The organism is Rhodanobacter sp. UC4438_H5, from assembly GCF_052978405.1.
Genome location: NZ_CM129672.1, coordinates 2,345,054 through 2,361,873, shown reverse-complemented (window position 1 = coordinate 2,361,873; position 16,820 = coordinate 2,345,054). Strand labels below are relative to the sequence as shown.

Annotated in this window: 13 protein-coding genes; 10 read left to right on the top strand and 3 right to left on the bottom strand. The window is 62.1% G+C overall.

Annotated features, from left to right (window positions below):
- Nucleotides 1-92 precede the first annotated feature (92 nt).
- From ACVCL9_RS11060 to ACVCL9_RS11015, 10 genes are all read left to right on the top strand, one after another.
- Nucleotides 93-1,328, top strand: coding sequence for a tyrosine-type recombinase/integrase (locus ACVCL9_RS11060; RefSeq protein ID WP_447098083.1), 1,236 nt, complete (start codon nucleotides 93-95; stop codon nucleotides 1,326-1,328).
- Nucleotides 1,329-1,501: 173 nt separating this feature from the next.
- Nucleotides 1,502-2,083: a hypothetical protein gene (locus tag ACVCL9_RS11055; RefSeq protein ID WP_447098084.1), complete on the top strand. Its 582-nt coding sequence runs from the start codon at nucleotides 1,502-1,504 to the stop codon at nucleotides 2,081-2,083.
- A 105-nt stretch (nucleotides 2,084-2,188) separates the two neighbouring features.
- On the top strand, nucleotides 2,189-4,300 hold the full coding sequence (locus tag ACVCL9_RS11050; protein WP_447098085.1) for an AAA family ATPase: 2,112 nt from the start codon (nucleotides 2,189-2,191) through the stop codon (nucleotides 4,298-4,300).
- 44 nt (nucleotides 4,301-4,344) lie between these two features.
- A complete protein-coding gene (locus ACVCL9_RS11045) occupies nucleotides 4,345-5,559 on the top strand; it encodes a hypothetical protein (RefSeq protein WP_447098086.1) in 1,215 nt (404 codons plus the stop codon).
- Entirely contained in the window at nucleotides 5,556-7,544 is a 1,989-nt protein-coding gene (locus ACVCL9_RS11040; protein WP_447098087.1) for a hypothetical protein, read from the top strand. Before ACVCL9_RS11045 ends, ACVCL9_RS11040 begins: the two co-directional genes overlap by 4 nt.
- A complete protein-coding gene (locus ACVCL9_RS11035) occupies nucleotides 7,535-10,216 on the top strand; it encodes a helicase-related protein (RefSeq protein ID WP_447098088.1) in 2,682 nt (893 codons plus the stop codon). Before ACVCL9_RS11040 ends, ACVCL9_RS11035 begins: the two co-directional genes overlap by 10 nt.
- A gap of 299 nt (nucleotides 10,217-10,515) precedes the next feature.
- Nucleotides 10,516-10,752 (top strand): hypothetical protein, encoded by a 237-nt coding sequence (locus ACVCL9_RS11030; protein ID WP_447098089.1) that lies wholly within the window; start codon nucleotides 10,516-10,518, stop codon nucleotides 10,750-10,752.
- 179 nt (nucleotides 10,753-10,931) lie between these two features.
- Nucleotides 10,932-11,702, top strand: coding sequence for an SIR2 family NAD-dependent protein deacylase (locus ACVCL9_RS11025; RefSeq protein WP_447098090.1), 771 nt, complete (start codon nucleotides 10,932-10,934; stop codon nucleotides 11,700-11,702).
- A gap of 57 nt (nucleotides 11,703-11,759) precedes the next feature.
- A complete protein-coding gene (locus ACVCL9_RS11020) occupies nucleotides 11,760-12,329 on the top strand; it encodes a hypothetical protein (protein WP_447098091.1) in 570 nt (189 codons plus the stop codon).
- A 72-nt stretch (nucleotides 12,330-12,401) separates the two neighbouring features.
- On the top strand, nucleotides 12,402-13,199 hold the full coding sequence (locus ACVCL9_RS11015) for a hypothetical protein (RefSeq protein ID WP_447098092.1): 798 nt from the start codon (nucleotides 12,402-12,404) through the stop codon (nucleotides 13,197-13,199).
- Nucleotides 13,200-13,203: 4 nt separating this feature from the next.
- Here ACVCL9_RS11015 and ACVCL9_RS11010 read toward each other — a convergent pair whose 3' ends face one another.
- From ACVCL9_RS11010 to ACVCL9_RS11000, 3 genes are all read right to left on the bottom strand, one after another.
- Complete coding sequence (locus ACVCL9_RS11010) at nucleotides 13,204-14,199, bottom strand: helix-turn-helix transcriptional regulator (protein WP_447098093.1); 996 nt, start codon at nucleotides 14,197-14,199, stop codon at nucleotides 13,204-13,206.
- 88 nt (nucleotides 14,200-14,287) lie between these two features.
- Complete coding sequence (locus ACVCL9_RS11005; RefSeq protein WP_447098094.1) at nucleotides 14,288-14,671, bottom strand: hypothetical protein; 384 nt, start codon at nucleotides 14,669-14,671, stop codon at nucleotides 14,288-14,290.
- Between the two features lie 58 nt (nucleotides 14,672-14,729).
- The gene (locus ACVCL9_RS11000) at nucleotides 14,730-16,211 is read right to left on the bottom strand and encodes a DUF2779 domain-containing protein (RefSeq protein ID WP_447098095.1); all 1,482 of its coding nucleotides are present in this window, start codon (nucleotides 16,209-16,211) and stop codon (nucleotides 14,730-14,732) included.
- Nucleotides 16,212-16,820 lie beyond the last annotated feature (609 nt).

Genomic DNA, 16,820 nt, shown 5'->3' with positions numbered 1-16,820 from the left:
AGGCTTGAAGTTTCCATCCTTGTCCGAGGATGTTTATGGCAAGCCAGGAAAATTGCGGGTATCGTTGCGGGTATCGAAGCCGGTACCCGCACATGCCGCTGACTGACGCCAAGGTTCGAACCGCCAAGCCAACATCCAAGGCCGCCAAGTTGGCGGATGGAGGCGGGCTCTATCTGGAGGTGCGCCCAACGGGCGCAAAGCTGTGGCGGTATCGCTATCGCATCGCTGGCAAGGAGAACATTTTTGCCATCGGGGAATACCCATCGGTATCGCTGGCGGACGCCAGGGTTGAACACGTCCGTGCACGCGCGCTCGTCGCGGATGCTGTCCATCCATCACACAGCCGAAAGGTGGAGCGACTGTCGAACCTGGTGGCGAATGCCAACACGTTCGAGGCCGTGGCGAACGAATGGGTTGCGAAGAAATCGGCGAACTGGACCGCGTACTACCATCGCCAGGTAGAGAGCGTCCTACGGGCTGACGTCTTCCCTCATGTCGGGAAGCTGCCGATTCGCAGGGTCACTGCAGCGCACTTGTTGGAGATCGTTCGCCGCGTTGAGAAGCGAGGAGCCGCGACGATTGCGCTGCTGATAAGGCAGTGGTCGTCGGCCATTTTCCGCTACGCGGTGGCGACGCTCCGTGCCGATGGTGACCCGGCCGCAGCACTGCGTGGTGCCGTTGAGCGATCCAAGGTCGTGCATCACCGGCCGTTGTCGCGTGCACAGATTGCGCATTTCGTGAATGAGCTAGGCAGGTATGGCGGCTATCGCACGACGGTGATCGCTTTGCGTCTGATGCTCCTGACCTTCGTGCGGACGGTGGAGCTTCGCAAAGCCCAATGGAGCGAGTTCGACCTGGATGATGCGGAGTGGCGCATCCCCGCCGAGCGGATGAAGATGCGGGAGCCGCACATCGTGCCGTTGTCTAAGCAGGCGGTGGAATTGCTTCAGGAGCTGAGAACCTACACGGGCGGTCGTGGCCTCTTGTTTCCGAACTATCGACGGCCAATCGAGTGCATGACCGCTACCACGTTGAACCGAGCGCTTGAGCGCATGGGCTTCAACGGCAAGGGCGGCATCGGTTTCTCAGCTCATGGGTTTCGGGCTACCGCGTCGACCATCCTCAACGAGCTTGGTTACCGCGCTGACGTGATAGAACGACAGCTTGCACACGCCGAGCGAAACAAGGTGCGCGCGAGCTACAACCAGGCGGAGTATCTGGGCGAGCGCCAGGTGATGATGCAGGAATGGGCGAACTTCATCGACGGCTTGTTGAAGAAAGCCAAGAACGGCGACGGTTCGCGCAAGTCATCGTCAAAATCCGCTTGAGTGGATTTGGATTGAGTCGGTTGCGACATCGTCGCCAACGGTCATTGGGCCTGGCGGACGCTTAGGCTGGTTTGATTGTCGCTGTGTGCCAGGCTGAATACAGGGGGAAGTCGATGGGTGCGGGAACATTGAAGGATCGACACCGGCGCATACGGGATGGTCAGCCGGAACCGTTGCGCGTCCGCATCCACCGTGCGATCAGTTGGCTGGCGCGTGCAGAGCAGGAAATGGACGATCCTGATGCCCGCTACATCTTCCTGTGGATCGCCTTCAACGCCGCCTATGCCAGCGAATTCGGTTTCGAGCAAACCGAGCGACTGCTGGTGAAGCAGTTCATCGACAAGCTGCTTGGGCTGGACAGCGAACAAAAGCTCCACCACGCGCTGTTCAGCCAGTTCAGCGGCCCTATCCGCACGCTGGTCGAAAACAAACATGTCTTCGAGCCATTCTGGCGGGCGCTGCGCGAGCATGATGGCAGTGGCGCCTGGGAAGGTTCATTCGTCTCCAGCAAGAAGGTGGCCATGAAAGCCTTGATGGGCAAGGAAACGGGCACGCTGCTCTCCATCGTGCTGGACCGCCTCTACGTGCTCCGGAACCAATTGGTGCACGGTGGGGCCACCTGGGGCGGGAAGACCAACAGGGCGCAGGTGAAGGATGGCGCCGCGATCCTGGGAACGTTGGTGCCCATCATGCTCGAAGTGATGATGCAGGCCGGGGGCGACGAGTTCGAGGCCATTGCCTACCCAGTGGTCTAGCGGGGTGCCAGCAGCACGCCACAGAGCGAGCGCCAAGTTGAGCGTGGTGCGACGCCATGTGTCGCTTCAATACGGATGATGGCATGGAGAAAAGGGGCTGTCTCCATGGTTATCTCGATTAAAGAGCTACGCAAGATGGGTGGGTCGTCGTTGGCCGAGGCTGAGGTGCCGGCCATCGTCCGTCTGTGGATGCTGCGGTGCTTGGTGCCGTTGCGTGGATACCAGAGGCTGGTGCAGAAGGAAGGCCTGGATGACGACAACGTGGCCAGAGCCGTTGGCTTGGGAGCCTGGGTCGACAAACAGGATGAGGAGTTCGATCAACGTGCGGTGACCGCACGGTTACGGGTTCTTCACCGCGACATCGAGCGCGTGGCGGACGACTGCTGCTGGCCGGCGACGCTGACCCGCAACATCAGGCGCCTGGCCAGGTTGACCAGCCTGAACGAGGTCGAGCAGGCGCTGATTGGCTTTGCCGTCATGGTGCACAGCGAGAAACATCTGGTTGAAGTCATGCAGTACCTTGGCCTTGGCTGCCAGTCCTCGCAGCGGCTGTTCGCCCATTTTTCCGCCATCCTTTGCCTGCCGGAGGCTGACATAAGGAACGCTTTCAGCGGACGAAGCGCATTGTCGCGATGCGGCTTGGTGCGGCTGGATTTGGATGACTGCTGCGACATCAAGGATCGGCTGAATCTGATCTCAAGAAACTTTGTTGAGGTCATGCTCGCCGGGGAGGCTGATCCGGCGGTGCTGCTCCGAGGCCGTGTCGAGCTTGCCTCCGCGGCAACCTTGACCCTGGCCGACTACCCCCATCTCGGTGCCTCCCTCGACATTCTCGTGCCCTACCTGAAGCAGGTACTTCGGGAAGGTCGCAAGGGCGTGAACATCTTCCTGCATGGCTCGCCCGGCACGGGCAAGAGCCAACTGGCGCGCGTCCTTGCTGCCGAAGTGGGCAGCGAGCTCTTCGAGGTGGCTGATGCGGATGACGATGGCGACCCGCTCGGTGCAGAGCAGCGCCTGCGTGCCGTGCGTGCAGGCCAGAGCTTTCTCGCCAACAGTGGTGCGCTCATCGTCTTCGATGAAATGGAAGACGTGTTCAACGATGGTGGTTTTGGGAAGGCAAGCACGGCCAAGTCGCACAAGGCGTGGATGAACCGGCTGCTGGAGGGCAATGCGATCCCGACACTGTGGTTGTCCAACCGTGTCGACGACATCGATCCTGCCTTTATCCGCCGCTTCGACATGGTGGTGGAAGTCCCCGTTCCGCCCAGGGTGCAGCGCGAACACATCGTGCGCACGCTATGCGCAGACGCCGTCGAAGATGGCGTCGTGCGGAGGCTGGCGCAGGAGGAAAAGCTTGCACCGGCGGTGGTGGCTCAGGCCAACGGCGTCATGCGTCGCTTGGGAGCCGATCTGTCGCGCGAGCAGGCGGGCAAGGCGTTGCTGCACCTGGTGGACAGCACGCTGGTAGCGCAGGGTCATGCCCGTCTGGGGAACAAGGATGCGCAATCGCTGCCGGACATCTACGACCCGGCTTTCATCAATGCCGATGTGGACTTGGCGGCGATCGCCGCACGACTCAATGATTCGCGCTCGGCGCGCCTGTGCCTGTATGGGCCGCCTGGCACAGGTAAGACGGCCTATGGCCGCTGGCTGGCCGATCAACTGGACATGCCTTTGCTGGTGAGGCGCGCCTCGGACCTGATGTCGCCGTACGTGGGTGAAAACGAGCGCAACATCGCCGAGGCCTTCCATGCGGCGACGCGTGATGGTGCGTTGCTGCTCATCGACGAGGTGGACAGCTTCCTGCGCGAGCGCGAAGGTTCCAGTCGTAGCTGGGAAGCTACCCTCGTCAACGAAATGCTGACTCAAATGGAATCATTCCAGGGTATTTTCGTGGCATCAACCAACCTGATGGCCGGAATAGATCAAGCAGCGTTGCGGCGCTTTGATCTGAAGGTGAAGTTCGATTACCTGCAGGCAAGGCAAGCTGCGGCCTTGCTGCGGCGATATGGGGAACGATTGAGCTTTGCTTTGCCGGAGAATGTGGAACACTTCGCTGTCGCCCATCTTCGGTATGTCACACCGGGTGACTTCGCTGCTGTAATGCGCCAACAACGGTTTCTTCCAGTCACCTGCTTTGAGGGATTCTTGGCGGCGTTGAAGGATGAGACTGCACTCAAGGCGGTGTCCAAGCCCGGCATCGGGTTTCTTCAGTAAGAACTGGATTGATGTGGTCGACAAACAATACGAAGGTAGGGGTCATGTGGGGTGCGGTGGAACCGAAGGATTTTGCCCAGATGCGTTTGCGGCTGGATTTTGGCCTACGACGCGCGATCATGGGCTTCAACGAATGGGCTGTGCCCGGCCTGGGCGGTGCGTTTTTTGTGCGCCAGCTCAGCTGGGCATGCATGGGACTGCGCCTCGCGCAGGAGGTCGATACGCCGGCTACAGCCGCGCGCATTGCGGAAGCGCTGGAAGCATTCGCGAGCTGGATCGTGGTGCGCCGTGACCCGCAAGCCCGGTCGGAACATCGCGTGCAGGGCAAGCGCAAATTCGCTGGCCGCACCAGCCTCTCGTTCAGCGACATTGCGAAGGGTGGCGCGTACGTCACCGTCCCGTTCCGCCGCTCCGCGACGCGAGCGCTGCCGGGGCTAAAACTTTGTGTTCGCGAGGAGGCGCGCTTTAGCGTGCTAGAGCTGACGCCTGCCGGCATCGAGCTCGCCGAGCTGGCGTTCGCGAGCGGAAAGGAACTTGGCGGAGATGCACGCAGCTGGCTGAGGGACTGGATCGAGGAAGGCAATAGGGACACTAAAAAAGTGCATCCGGCGATCAAGGCTGCCCTCCAGCCATCGCTGGCCAGCGAAGCGGAAAAGCGTCTCGTGCTGGCGCGTGTGCGCGACGATGCGCGTCGAGCGGATCTGGAGAGATTGCTGGGGCGCCATACCGACGCAACGCTTGCGACCAAGAGCGGCCGCGGCGATTTCCTTGCGAATGTGCAGCACGCCGAGCATGCCGCGAGGCTCGCTACGTGTTTCGCGTTCGAGGACGTGCGAGCAAGCACCTTGCATGCTGCGCAGGCGATGAGCAATGCGATCCGTAGCTCGGCGCAGAAGGTGCGCGCGTTGGCGGAACGCCAGGACGTGGCCGATGCTTTCGCCGCGCTGGGCCGTGACTGCGACGTGCTGCGGGCGGGTGCTGCGTCGGGGACACCAGTGGATGCGTCAGGCTTTTGCGCGGAGCAATCGGCTTCGCGCGGGTTGGAGGAGCGAGTCGCGTTGCTGGCCGCGCGTGCGCCAATGGTGTTCTCTGTGATCGATGGGCGCATCGACCAGGGTGTGGCCTACAGCGGCAAGCCACTGGTGGCCGATGACGCCTACGATCTGCAGGAAAACGACATACAGGAAGACACCTACCGCGTACCGCGCCCGCTGTTGCGATTGCGACAGTTGCTCGCCGACGCGGAGGCGCAGCCATGAGCGACATCAACGACCGAGGCGACCTCGAAACGCTCTTCTCGCCACCGCAAGGCGAGCACGGCACGCATCTGCTGCTCTGCGGACTCAGCAGCGACGCAGAAACCGTCGAGCGGGCGCTGACTGCGTTCACGAACGAGACTCCAGCTCAGCGCCGGGCCAGAGGCCTCGTACGTGGACTGCTGCTTGTCGACGCATCGAACCGGCAGTCGCAGGCGCAACCGGTTCCGGGTCTGCTGCAACTCGCGCCTTGCCTAAAGGAGATATGGCGCAGCCGCACGTCACTAATGCACGCGAAAGTGGCGCTCATGGGTTTCGGGCCATCGACGCTTGGGGCGCCGCGGCGCTGGCGTCTCGTCGTCTCCACCGGGAACTGGATCGCCGAAACCTGGGGGCGCCAAGCGCAGATCGACCTGTTCTGGACGACAGAGTGGGACGAGCAAAGCGAGGAGGTGAACGCAACCCAGGCGCTAGTCGACGTCCATGCCGCGTTCGGATTCTTCGAGCGGATGTTGCACAGCCTCTACGGCAAGCACTACGCCAGCCTCGCCAACGATTTGCTCGTCACCGGGTGGCTGAAGGTCTGGCGCGAGCGGATGCAGGTACGCGGGGCCGCATCGCGTCTGAGACCACAATTCATTCACAGTCTGGATCGGTCGCTTTTCGATCAGGTCCGGACGCGTTTCCCGAAGAAAGGCGTCTCGACTTTAGTAGCGGGCTCGGGCTTCTTCGAGCAAGCGAGTAAGTCGACCGCGGATTCGAAACCCACGGTGCTGGAAAAACTGGAGTCGCTGGGCAATCCCGGCAAGCGTCTGTTGGTTTTCAATCCCGAACGAGCTGGTGGTATTGCGGACTGGTTCGAGCAATTGCGCAAAACCAAGGTGGGCGAACGCGGGCTGCTGCAAAGCCGGGCCGGGCAATGGTGGCTATGCCTGCCGCGCGATCCGCTGGAGAAGAAGCCGAGGGGCGGCCGCAAGCTTATGCACGCCAAGTACATCGCCGGGCTCGATCGTGTCAGTGGCGAGGATGACGCCACTGCGACGCTGGCCTTTCTCTACCTCGGTTCCGGCAATCTCTCGCACCGTGGTTTCCTCACGCGGGCAAACCTCGACGGCCGTGTTTCGATTGCTTCGCGCATCGGCAATGTCGAGGCCGGCGTGGTCCTGTTGCCAAAAGAACGTATCGCGCGCGTCTGGCAGCGTCTTGCATGCGGAGGATGGACATCGGCAGCGGATCTGAAGAATGCAGTCGAGGGCCAGGGCGAAGACATGTTCGAGCCGCTCGATCCACCGCCCGTGCTGCTATTGCGTCAGATTGGCGAGCATCTGCACCTCGTTCGCAGCGAAGTGCTGCCGACGACGCTGTGGTTGCAAGCGTCCGACGGTCGCTGGTTGCCGGTCGAACCGGACCAAGAGTCCGTGCTATGGGGGGCTGTCTGTCCTCCGTCGGTACGTGTGACGAGCGTGGACCCAGCGTCGCAAGCCGTCGGTGCTGGCTGGGATATAGCCGTGCTTTCCGCGAACGGGCTGTTGGGCAGGCGCGCGATGCCGCAGTTGGAAATGGCGAGCATCCTGCAGGCACTACTCGTATTCCCCGCGCTCCCGCCGCACGATCACGAGGGCGACGACGACTTCGGCCACGCTACGGTGCCCGCCACGGCTACGCATGTCTGTTCGGCTCGCTACCCTTTGCGGACGCTCGCGATGCTGGTCGAGACGATCGCGCAGCGCAACGTGCTGACGACGCCCGAGGAATTCCCTTACTGGCTGGCGCAGCTGCGTGCGTTGCTGCTGGAGCAGACGGCGACCGCCGAGCGGGAGGCGATCCGGGCACTCGACGTCGACCTGTTCGACGCGCTGGACAAGCCGGGCTTCGTGCCGACCTGGTTCGCAGAGCAACCAGACCTTCTCGCGTCGTACCAGGTCTTCCTTCGAGACTTGCGCGGGGCATGGTGCGCGCCTTCTAACGCGAGGGCTGTATGCGCGTAAGCCGAGCAAACCACAATAGGAATAGCGCTTCGGACTGGAATCTGGCGCTGGAGCGGCTCGAACAGATCGCCAGTATCGAGGCGCTGTGGCGGGCCAATCAACATGCTTCACTACGCTGGATGGCAAAGCGGCTCAGAGAGGAGCCAGGCGTGTTGGTTGCCGATGAAGTCGGGCTCGGCAAGACGCGCTTGGCCATCGCGCTCGCGGTCTGCGTGGCGGCGAGCGGAGGTCGCGTCGCCGTGCTGATTCCACCGGGACTAGCTTATCAATGGCAGAGCGAGGAACTACAAGGCTTCCTGGGGCATTTGAGCGCGCTGTCGCTGCCTTGGTTACCGAACCCGCTCCCGCATCGCTTCCTGCGGACTTACGCGGATCTATTCGCTGACGACAGCGATGGCGACGAAGCTGGCGGCAACGTCGACGATAGCCCGTATCCGCTGGCCGACGCATTCCCGATTCTGTTCATCTCGCACGGATTCGGCTTGCCCCCGGTGGGCAAGGTGGTGAACCAGGAGCTATGGGCACTGCCTTACCTCGCCAGGAAGGCTGCGGGCTTTGTTGCATACGGCGCCGGAAAACTGGTGGTCAGCGCGATGCAGGAGCGCGCCGCGCGGTACATCGGCGAACAAGGCAGTGCCGGTTTGCGCCGTCGGCTAGGGGCAGCCATGCTCGGCAAGCCGGCGCCGGAAACCTTCAAAGACGAACAGCGCGCCGAGCTGTTTCAGAACACGATCGGCGAACTGTTGGGCAACTTCGACTTGCTCATCATCGACGAGGCGCACAAGAGCCGCGCGGGCGCGAATCTCAGTCTCGCGGAAAAGCAGGCGCAGGGTAAATTGCGCAGCCGGCTGACCAAGCTGATCGACCATATCCTGATGTCGGACTCACGGGCGAAGCCGTCGAAGCGAGTCGCGCTGACTGCTACGCCCATGGAGCTCGATGTCGATCAGTGGAAGGCGATCTTTAGCCGACTTGGCTTGGGTGCAGATCGGGTCGTGAGCCTTGGCGGGGTCGTGAAACGCTATGCCGAAGCGGTCGATAAACTGCGCTCAGGGTCGCAAGGCGAAATCAACGAACTCAGAGAGGCCGCCGGCGAATTTCAGCTGAAATTGCGAGACGTCGTCACGCGGCGCCTATGGCGCGATCATCCGTTGGTCAAGCGTTACTCGGAATTGCCTGGCGTGCCGAATAGCGCGCATCCTCATCGCAAATACATCACGCACTCGCTTGCGCCGGCCTGTTTGCGACCGGACGAGCGCCGCAAGCTCGCGTTGTCCGAGGCGCTGGCCGCGGCGGCTCGGGGTGCGAGCGTCGGACACGAACTGAAGACGGCGGGCATTCGCTTTTCGCAGGCCCTGCCGCACCTCTCGGAGTCTGTCCGGGACGCGGATGGCGACAAGAAAGAGCCAGAGCAGAGCAGTGAAGCGGCTGCGGTCGTGGCGGCCGTCGTGGACCAGGCTAAAAAGGCCCGATTACAACGCTGCGAATACTGGCGCGCGGTCGCCGCAGGGGAGGATAGGGAGCAGCTCGGCAAGGTCGGTGACGATCCGCGTTATGCGTTGCAATGGCACCCGCGCGTGCGGGAGGCCGTACGGTTGATCGAGAAGCTCGCGGGCGGCCGTGAAGGGGAGAAAGTGCTGGTTTTCGGCGAATACCTGGCCTCCCTGCATGCGCTGAACCGCAGCCTGAACATTCGCCACTACCTGCGGCATATGCGAGACGTGAAGCCGATCCCGTTGCCGCTGGGCGTGCGGGCCGCCGATCCTGACATGCAGCGCTGGCGCCTCGATCCGGAGTTCGGTCTCGCCACAATGAGCGACCAGCAATTCGAGTCGAAGGCCGCGGAGTTCACGGCGCAATACGTGCGGGAGCGCGAGCAGTTGCGTGATGTATGCAGTCGCGTGGTGGAAGAGGCCGGGCTCGTTCCCAAGCTCTCCGTGGAGCTGGTTGGTGTGCTGACTACGTGGCTGGTCCAGCAACTCTGTGTTGAGGATCAGCTGTGGATCGTCGACACGCCCGACGAGAGGGATTCCGTGCGCGTGGAAGCTCGCAATCGCCTCGCGAGCCTGCGCGATCCCGATCCACCCGAAGACGACGACGAGCAGAAGGCCAACCGGGAAGTTCAGAGTTGGAACAGGATTGTCGACCAGCTCAAGGACGAGTTGCAGCGCAACGATGGCGGCGACTATGTGTTCCGCATGAGCCCACTCGCGCAACTGATGATCGGTGATACAAAGACGCCGACGCGTCGCGCACGGCAGGGCACGTTCAATCATCCGAATCTCAATCCGCGCGTGCTCCTGGGCCAGGCGGACGTGATGAGCGAAGGTCTGAACCTCCATCGCGCGTGCCGAACGGTGGTCCTATTCCACCTGGACTGGAATCCAGGGCGGATCGAACAGCAGATCGGACGCGTGGACAGGGAGGACAGCGCATGGATGAACGCATGTGAAGATGCGCTGCAAAATGGCGTGACGCCGCCGAAGATCGAGGTGTACACGCTCGCGGTCAAGGGCACCTACGACGACCTGCGTTCGTCAGTGGTGCAGGAGCGGATACACTTGTTACGCGCGCAGCTATTTGGCGAAGTACTTCCTCCCGAGCGGCTCGTGCAGTTGCCGCCCGAGGCTCAAGAGCAAATATCAGACATCCGCATCGACTTCAGGCCGTAGTTCTGATTCATCGTTCGTGCAGTTGTGCGGCTCCCCTCGCACCGGTGCGCCATCCGCTGCGGCCAGCATGAATTCGCCGTGACCTTTATCGCTGATCGCATGCCACGTCAACTTTGAGGTGGTAGGGCGAAGTCGATGGCAAAAGACAAGGCGTGGTTCTGATGGGACCCTGTGAAAGACTAGGCTCTCGGGCCGACGTGGAATGTCGGCAAGTGTGTGAGACGGCGGAGTAGCTAGAAGCGACATTAGATGTCGTCAGATGATGCCAGCATGGCCTCCATCAATCGACGGAGGTCAGCATGGAAATCCCAGCGCACGAAAACCGCACCCTGAAGCTGGTGGGCGGCAACACCGACGAAAAGCGCGTCGCGGCACGCAGGTACTGCGCAGAATTGGCTGGGAGCTTCCTGCGGTTCTCCAGCGGCACCGAGCAGTCCCTGCAGCCGGGCATGCTGGCGCAGTGGAAGCCGGGCATGAAGAATCGCAGGACGCCGGATTACGACGTCCCGATGATGGTGGTGGAGGTGCTGGAGTAGCCGGTCATCGACACCACGTTCGAGTCGGGTTCAATCTATTTTCGTGAGCGCCTGGACATCATCCTCGGCTTTCTGGACGAGGATGACGAGTTCTGCCTGCTTCACTACGACTCCCGTCGCTTCGAAGCCTATACGGGGATTGGCGCGGAGTAAGTCCGCCGGAGCGAAAGGAAAAGGCGATGCAAAAGAACGACCCCATCGTTGAGCTGGCCCATTGGTTCAGGGCTGCCCGAAGCGTAGTGGTTCTGACTGGGGCTGGGATGTCCGCCGAAAGCGGCATTCCCACCTTCCGCGATGCACAGAATGGCTTGTGGTTGCAGTTCGATCCCGAGGATCTGTCCACGGCGAGCGCGTTCCAGCAGGACAAGGCATTGGTCTGGGGCTGGTACGTGTGGCGCATGGCGATGGTGAGGGCCGCGCAGCCTCATGCGGGTCATCGGGCGCTGGCGGAACTAGCCAACATCAAGCCGGGCCTGTCGATCGTCACGCAGAACGTGGACGACCTCCACGAGCGTGCCGGCGCCAGGGATGTCGTCCACCTGCATGGCAACCTGTTTGCCTCGCGCTGCTTTGCCTGCGGCAGACCTCACGAGGATGTGCATATTCCGTCGGAAGCGGCGCACAAGCCGTTACTTCGATTGATGCCGCCTCGTTGTACGCACTGCGGCGGCTACGTTCGCCCCGGTGTGGTCTGGTTTGGCGAACCCATGCCGCAACTGGCGTGGCGCAAGGCCGAGCGGTGCGCGACCGCAAGTGATTTGCTGATCGCCATCGGGACATCCGGCCTCGTGTTTCCTGCGGCGAGCCTGCCGGGCGTGGCCAAGCAGCGCGGTGCGAAGGTGGTGGAGATCAATCCGCTCCACACGCAGTTGACCGACCAGGCGGACTTGGCTTTGCGCAGCACGGCTGGCGAGGCGCTTTCGGGGCTCGTGAACGCTTTGACGGCGTGATGCGACAGCCGGTGTCGGCGCGGTCAATCAGCATGCTTCCACTCGCGAGGTGGACGCATGACCCCCGACACAAATCCCAGCCCGGCATGCCGGAACTACGGCAAGGCCGTGGGCGCCTTCATTGCGGCATGTGCCAACCAGGATGCCCGCTCGCCTATCGAGCAGTGGCGATGGCTGCATCGCTGCGTGGCCAGGCTGCATGCCGTGGCCGTCGAATTCAGCCTGGTGGAAAGCAGGAATCTCGATTGGCCATCTTGCATGCGCCGTTGGCCGGACATGGATGATGCGCTGCGTGCCTATCGGCTGGATGTCGAGGCGGCCATCCAGTCCCTGTCGGGCGTGGAGCCTCGCCGGCGTATTGAAGGCGAGGTGCGGATGCCCGCCCCGATGCCTGCGTACTCGGAAAGTATCCCGGTTCTTCTCAACGAAATGCGCTGCGACCTCGTGGATATCCATGCAAGCCTGCTGATGGGTTATGCGTGGTGGCTGCAGGGTCATGCAGATCACCAGGCACGTGCATGCGAGTGCTGGTGCCGCAGTTTCGAGACGCATTGGGGCGTGCATGCGCTCTCGTTCCTAAGAACGGCCCACACCCTGTCGTCGCTGTCTGGCAGTTCGTGGCGCTGACGTAGGCCATGCGACAGTGGGTGTCGTGGTGAACGTGCATCCTAAGTTTGCGAAGCCACCATCGGAGCCATCATGGCCGCGCGAGTCAAAAGGGAGTATGAGCCCTACGAAGCCATTGACGGCCTGATTCTGAAGTCGCTGGAAGAGAAGCTGGAGGCCCAGCTTCGCCAGGCGTATGCCGACATCGAGTACGTGCATGACGAGCTGAAGGCATTGGCCGTGGGGAAGGGCCTGCCGAAGGCGTACAAAGCGGCATACGCGCGCTTGCGCGATGTCGCGGCACCTGCTTTGCGCGCCATCAAGCAGGCCCGCAGGAAGCGAACCGGCGAATGGTGGCGTTTCGAGCGCGTGGAACCACGCATGCCGCCGCCGGCATGGATCGACCGTGCAAAGCAGGTGGTCGAACAGATCAATGCGCTCGACCTGGAACTGGAAGCAAGCCTGCGCGAGGCGCGCGGCGTGCTTCTCAAGGGACAGCCGGGCGCCATCTTCGACTGGAGCATGCTTGCAAGCGTGGCAGTGATGCTGACCTTGGACCATGGCTCCGTGCGGTCGATCTACGACCGCATCGACCAGACCTATGTAGGCGATGGCAAGTACCGGATCAGGGTTGGTTGCGAATACTTCCTTGGCATGAACAACGGGGAGATCGAGAACTGGAGCGAGTTCCATGACCCGGACCATCCACTTTTCTCAGGCACCTGCCACATGACCTACCTGAGCCACTGCATCGTCCATCATCTCCCGCTTCCGTGGGAGATGCTGCCCTGCATCGACGAGATCGAGGCGACGTTGGAGTTCCATGACTACCAGACGGTATGGCCTGTCGCGAAGCGGGAAGTGCGTGCCCAGCGGGTGATCGAGGATTGAAGGACTAACCCTGATACAGCTCCGCCATCTCGGCGAACTCGCTGGCCAGCTTTCGGCGTAGCGAGGCCGGCTTCACCACTTCGACATTCGCCCCGAAGCTGCGCAGCCACCAGCGCAGTTGGTCGGTATTGGCTACGGTGGCGCTGAGGCGTTGTTCCTCGCGGCCGCGAATGGGAGTGAGCGTCTGGTCGGGCGACAGCTTGCGTTCGTCCAGATAGCTCGCCATCCAGGGCGAGACCCGCAGTTCGAGATTGAGATCGCCGCCTAGCGGCAACTCGAAGCCGTGTTCCGCAATGTAGCGTCGCAGGTTGAAGCTGGTTGGCTTGCTGGCAGGCTCGTCCAGCAGTGTGGCGGATGCCATGCGATGCAGGGCGAAGTTGCGCGGCTCCGGGTAGTCGCGGGCCGTGGCGACCAGATAGTAGCTGCCACCCCGACTGACCAGGCCCAGCGGATTGACCGGGTAGCGCTTGGGGCGTTCCTGCCCTGCGGCCCGATAGCCGATCTCAAGACGCTTTTCCGTCAGCAGGGCTTGATGGACGGCTTCATGCACGCTTGCTGCAATGGATGCAGGCATCAGCGGTTGATTCTCCGGCACGGTGGCCACCTTGTCCGACCAGCGCGCGAGCCCGGTCTGGTTGGTTTCATCCAACACCTTGCGTGCCGATTTGAACAGCGGTTCCAGGGCGACGATAGCGCTACGCGGCAACAGTGAATCCAGATGGCGATACGCCAGTTCCAAAGTCAGTGCAGTCGCCGGATTTAGGGCCGGTAGGTGGGTCAGGTCGGCCTCGCGTGCCCAGCTCCACAGGGCCGGTCGGCCATCACTGGTGGTCAGCGGGAACATGCCTGAAAGCTTGTTGAGGTCTCGCTCGATGCTGCGCTTGTCGATCTCATGGCCGAGGCTCTGCAGTTTGCGGTGCAGGTCGGTCGCCGTGATGCTATTCGGGAGACGAGGTATCTGTCGCAACATTTCCAGATAGCGCAGGGAAGTATCGTTCATGGCGGCATCCTGGATCGAAGCCCCGGTTGGGGATGAATACCATCATGCCATGCGATGCGACATGTAGTGTCGCTTTGACGTGGCGCGGTCACCGGGTTCGGAACGTGTTTCCGGTCGGCGCCCTGCCATGCTCCGGCAGGCATTGTTTGGCCGCGTACAGCATGCTTCCCATGGCTTGCCGGATGTGCTGGAAGATGCGGCTTGTGGCGCCGGGCGAGACGGGATGCACGGCCATGGAATCATCCCAGGTGCCTTCGGCGCGCCATTGGGCCAGCAGCGTCTCCCGCAGGCGAACTTGCACCGGGAGCAAGGGGCGGTAGCCGAGCCGCATGATCGCGATGGCATCGTGCTGGCCGTATTTCTCCAGCGTGCCTTGGGGGTTCTCGCGGAACTCGGCGAAGCTTGCACCGAGTTGGGCGAGATAGGCCTCGCGGAAGACTTGTTCGAGCGGGAAATCGAGGGTCGTCTGCATGACGAAAGAATTCCTGTGGAAGTGGGGCGCGCCGGCATGGCCTCTGGCGCGGGACGGATCAACGGCCCGTCAGGGCTTGCAGCAGGCGAACCATCGCGATGGTGTCCCGACCGCAGTAGCGGCGCAGGGCCGTATCCAGAACGGTGCGCCGCTCGGTGGGCGTTTCCGGGTGGACGGCCTCCAGGTAGGCCAGTTGCGCCTGGCCGCCATCGGCCACATCGTCCAGGTCGTCGTAATCGAGCTCCGGGGCGATGGTGGGCAACACTTTCTTGATCGACCACGAGCCCAGCATGGCGGGGTGGTAGTAGTGCTCACGCGTGATGGGCAGCAGATCCACCATGCGTTCGTTCAAGGCCAGCAAGGCATCCGCCAGATCGGGAAACCAGTCGGCCAGTTCCTTGACCCGACCTGCTTCGAAGCTCCGGTTGTAAACGAGGATGGGGCCGCGTCTGCCGAGCGTGCGAAGCAAGGATTCCGCGAAGTCGCGGGTCGGATCGTCGCCGCTCAGGTCGAGGAAGACGCGTTCCTTAAGGCTGCCATCGCGCTGTTCGATCTGGCACGACCATTGGAAGGGGACTTGCTGATAGGGACGCGTGCCCGCCCAGCGCGGAATGGCGAAGTTGATCGTTTCGAAGTCGAGGTAATGGCGTGGATACCCGAGCTCGTCGAGTTGTTCGGCTGCAGCCGGGTCGAGAAAGGGTTTCCCCGTCACCGAGGCCTTGCGGATGCGCTGATGGATGGGGTTGGTCAGCCGTTCGGCGGGTACCTTGCGGAGATCCACGTAACCCTCGTCGAGTAGCGCGCGGGTGAGCGCGGCTGATCGCTTGAGGATCGTGACCGGATACTTGGGCTCCTGGGGCTCCTGCGCGCGGCAATGCTCGAAGAAGGGGCAGTCGAAAGGCTTGGAGCACTGCTCGCCCGTGGTGATGGATGGCTCGTCGCCACGCAGCACCTTCTGAAGTCTGCGTACCCAACCCGGGACTTGCTCGATGAGGTCGGCGATATCGGCCGTGATGTCCTCGGCCATCAGCAGGCCGTTGTAGTCGTCATCGCCCGCGTAAACGAACGCCGTGTCGATGTACGCCAGATACACGTGGCGAAGCGTGATGCCTGCGTTGCGGATCACCCAGGCTTGGATGGCGCAGTCGACCAGGTGGTAGTCCTTCGCGGAGGTGGAAGATTTCACCTCGATCAGGTCGTAGCCGCCCGGAATGGGCTTCAGGACATCTGCGCGAACCAGAACATCCTTGTGCTGGAAGGCCGCCTCGAACAGCGTCTTGCGTTTGCCTTTGCCTTGCAGCGCATCGGCGGTCTCGGCAAGGGCCTTGGCAGTGTCGTCCACGTGGCCGATTAGCAAGCCGGGTCCGTAAAGCTCTCTGGCCAGATCACCAACGGCGTTGCCGGTATCCAGCACAGCCTGATTCGCGGAAGAGGTCTCCATCGCATCGCGCCGATATGTGCCCAGCCACAGGCGACGTTCGCACTGGAGGCCAGCGACGATGCGCGACTTGGAGAGACGGGCTGCGGTGGGATTTGGCATTGGCGAGCCTGCGAAGCGGCGGATGGACGAGGATCATCCTAGCCACGATAACGACATGTAGTGTCGCTGGGAGAAACACGGCCGAGGGCGCGTCTGGCGACATTGAGTGCCGCTTCGAGATCGTGAAATGGGGCTTTCGATCATGAGGAAGCGTCATGAGCCCTGAGCTGGAGCAAGCCCTGTACGACCGGTACCCCCGCATTTTCGCAAACTGCCATGTTCCACCTCGCGAATGCAGCATGGGCTGGGGATGCATGGTGGGGGATGGCTGGTGTGCCTTGCTGGATGACCTTTGCAGCAAACTCCAGCGAGAAACCGATCAGCGCGGTGCGCCGCAGGTGGTGGCCGTGCAGGTGAAGGAGAAATTTGGCAGCTTGCGCTTTCGTGTGTGGGAGGCCTCGCTCCGTCAACGGGTCTGGATCAGACGTGCAGAAAGGGCATCGCTGCGCACCTGCGAAGTATGCGGACGTCCCGGATTCAGCAGAAATGCTTCGGAGGGTGAGGTAAGGACGCGTTGCGAACAGCATCACTCTCCGTAGCGGTTGTCGGTGTTGATTGGAAAAAGTTTCAGGCACATATCACCCACATGAGACAGGGGAGGCTCTGTCT

What these genes read in the sequence shown, in the direction of transcription:
- ACVCL9_RS11040 (WP_447098087.1), top strand. Translation starts at nt 5,556, where the DNA reads ATGAGCGACATCAACGACCGAGGCGACCTCGAAACGCTCTTCTCGCCA.
- ACVCL9_RS11030 (WP_447098089.1), top strand. Translation starts at nt 10,516, where the DNA reads ATGGAAATCCCAGCGCACGAAAACCGCACCCTGAAGCTGGTGGGCGGC.
- ACVCL9_RS11050 (WP_447098085.1), top strand. Translation starts at nt 2,189, where the DNA reads ATGGTTATCTCGATTAAAGAGCTACGCAAGATGGGTGGGTCGTCGTTG.
- ACVCL9_RS11020 (WP_447098091.1), top strand. Translation starts at nt 11,760, where the DNA reads ATGACCCCCGACACAAATCCCAGCCCGGCATGCCGGAACTACGGCAAG.
- ACVCL9_RS11060 (WP_447098083.1), top strand. Translation starts at nt 93, where the DNA reads ATGCCGCTGACTGACGCCAAGGTTCGAACCGCCAAGCCAACATCCAAG.
- ACVCL9_RS11025 (WP_447098090.1), top strand. Translation starts at nt 10,932, where the DNA reads ATGCAAAAGAACGACCCCATCGTTGAGCTGGCCCATTGGTTCAGGGCT.
- ACVCL9_RS11010 (WP_447098093.1), bottom strand. Translation starts at nt 14,199, where the DNA reads ATGAACGATACTTCCCTGCGCTATCTGGAAATGTTGCGACAGATACCT.
- ACVCL9_RS11035 (WP_447098088.1), top strand. Translation starts at nt 7,535, where the DNA reads ATGCGCGTAAGCCGAGCAAACCACAATAGGAATAGCGCTTCGGACTGG.
- ACVCL9_RS11000 (WP_447098095.1), bottom strand. Translation starts at nt 16,211, where the DNA reads ATGCCAAATCCCACCGCAGCCCGTCTCTCCAAGTCGCGCATCGTCGCT.
- ACVCL9_RS11045 (WP_447098086.1), top strand. Translation starts at nt 4,345, where the DNA reads ATGTGGGGTGCGGTGGAACCGAAGGATTTTGCCCAGATGCGTTTGCGG.
- ACVCL9_RS11005 (WP_447098094.1), bottom strand. Translation starts at nt 14,671, where the DNA reads ATGCAGACGACCCTCGATTTCCCGCTCGAACAAGTCTTCCGCGAGGCC.
- ACVCL9_RS11015 (WP_447098092.1), top strand. Translation starts at nt 12,402, where the DNA reads ATGGCCGCGCGAGTCAAAAGGGAGTATGAGCCCTACGAAGCCATTGAC.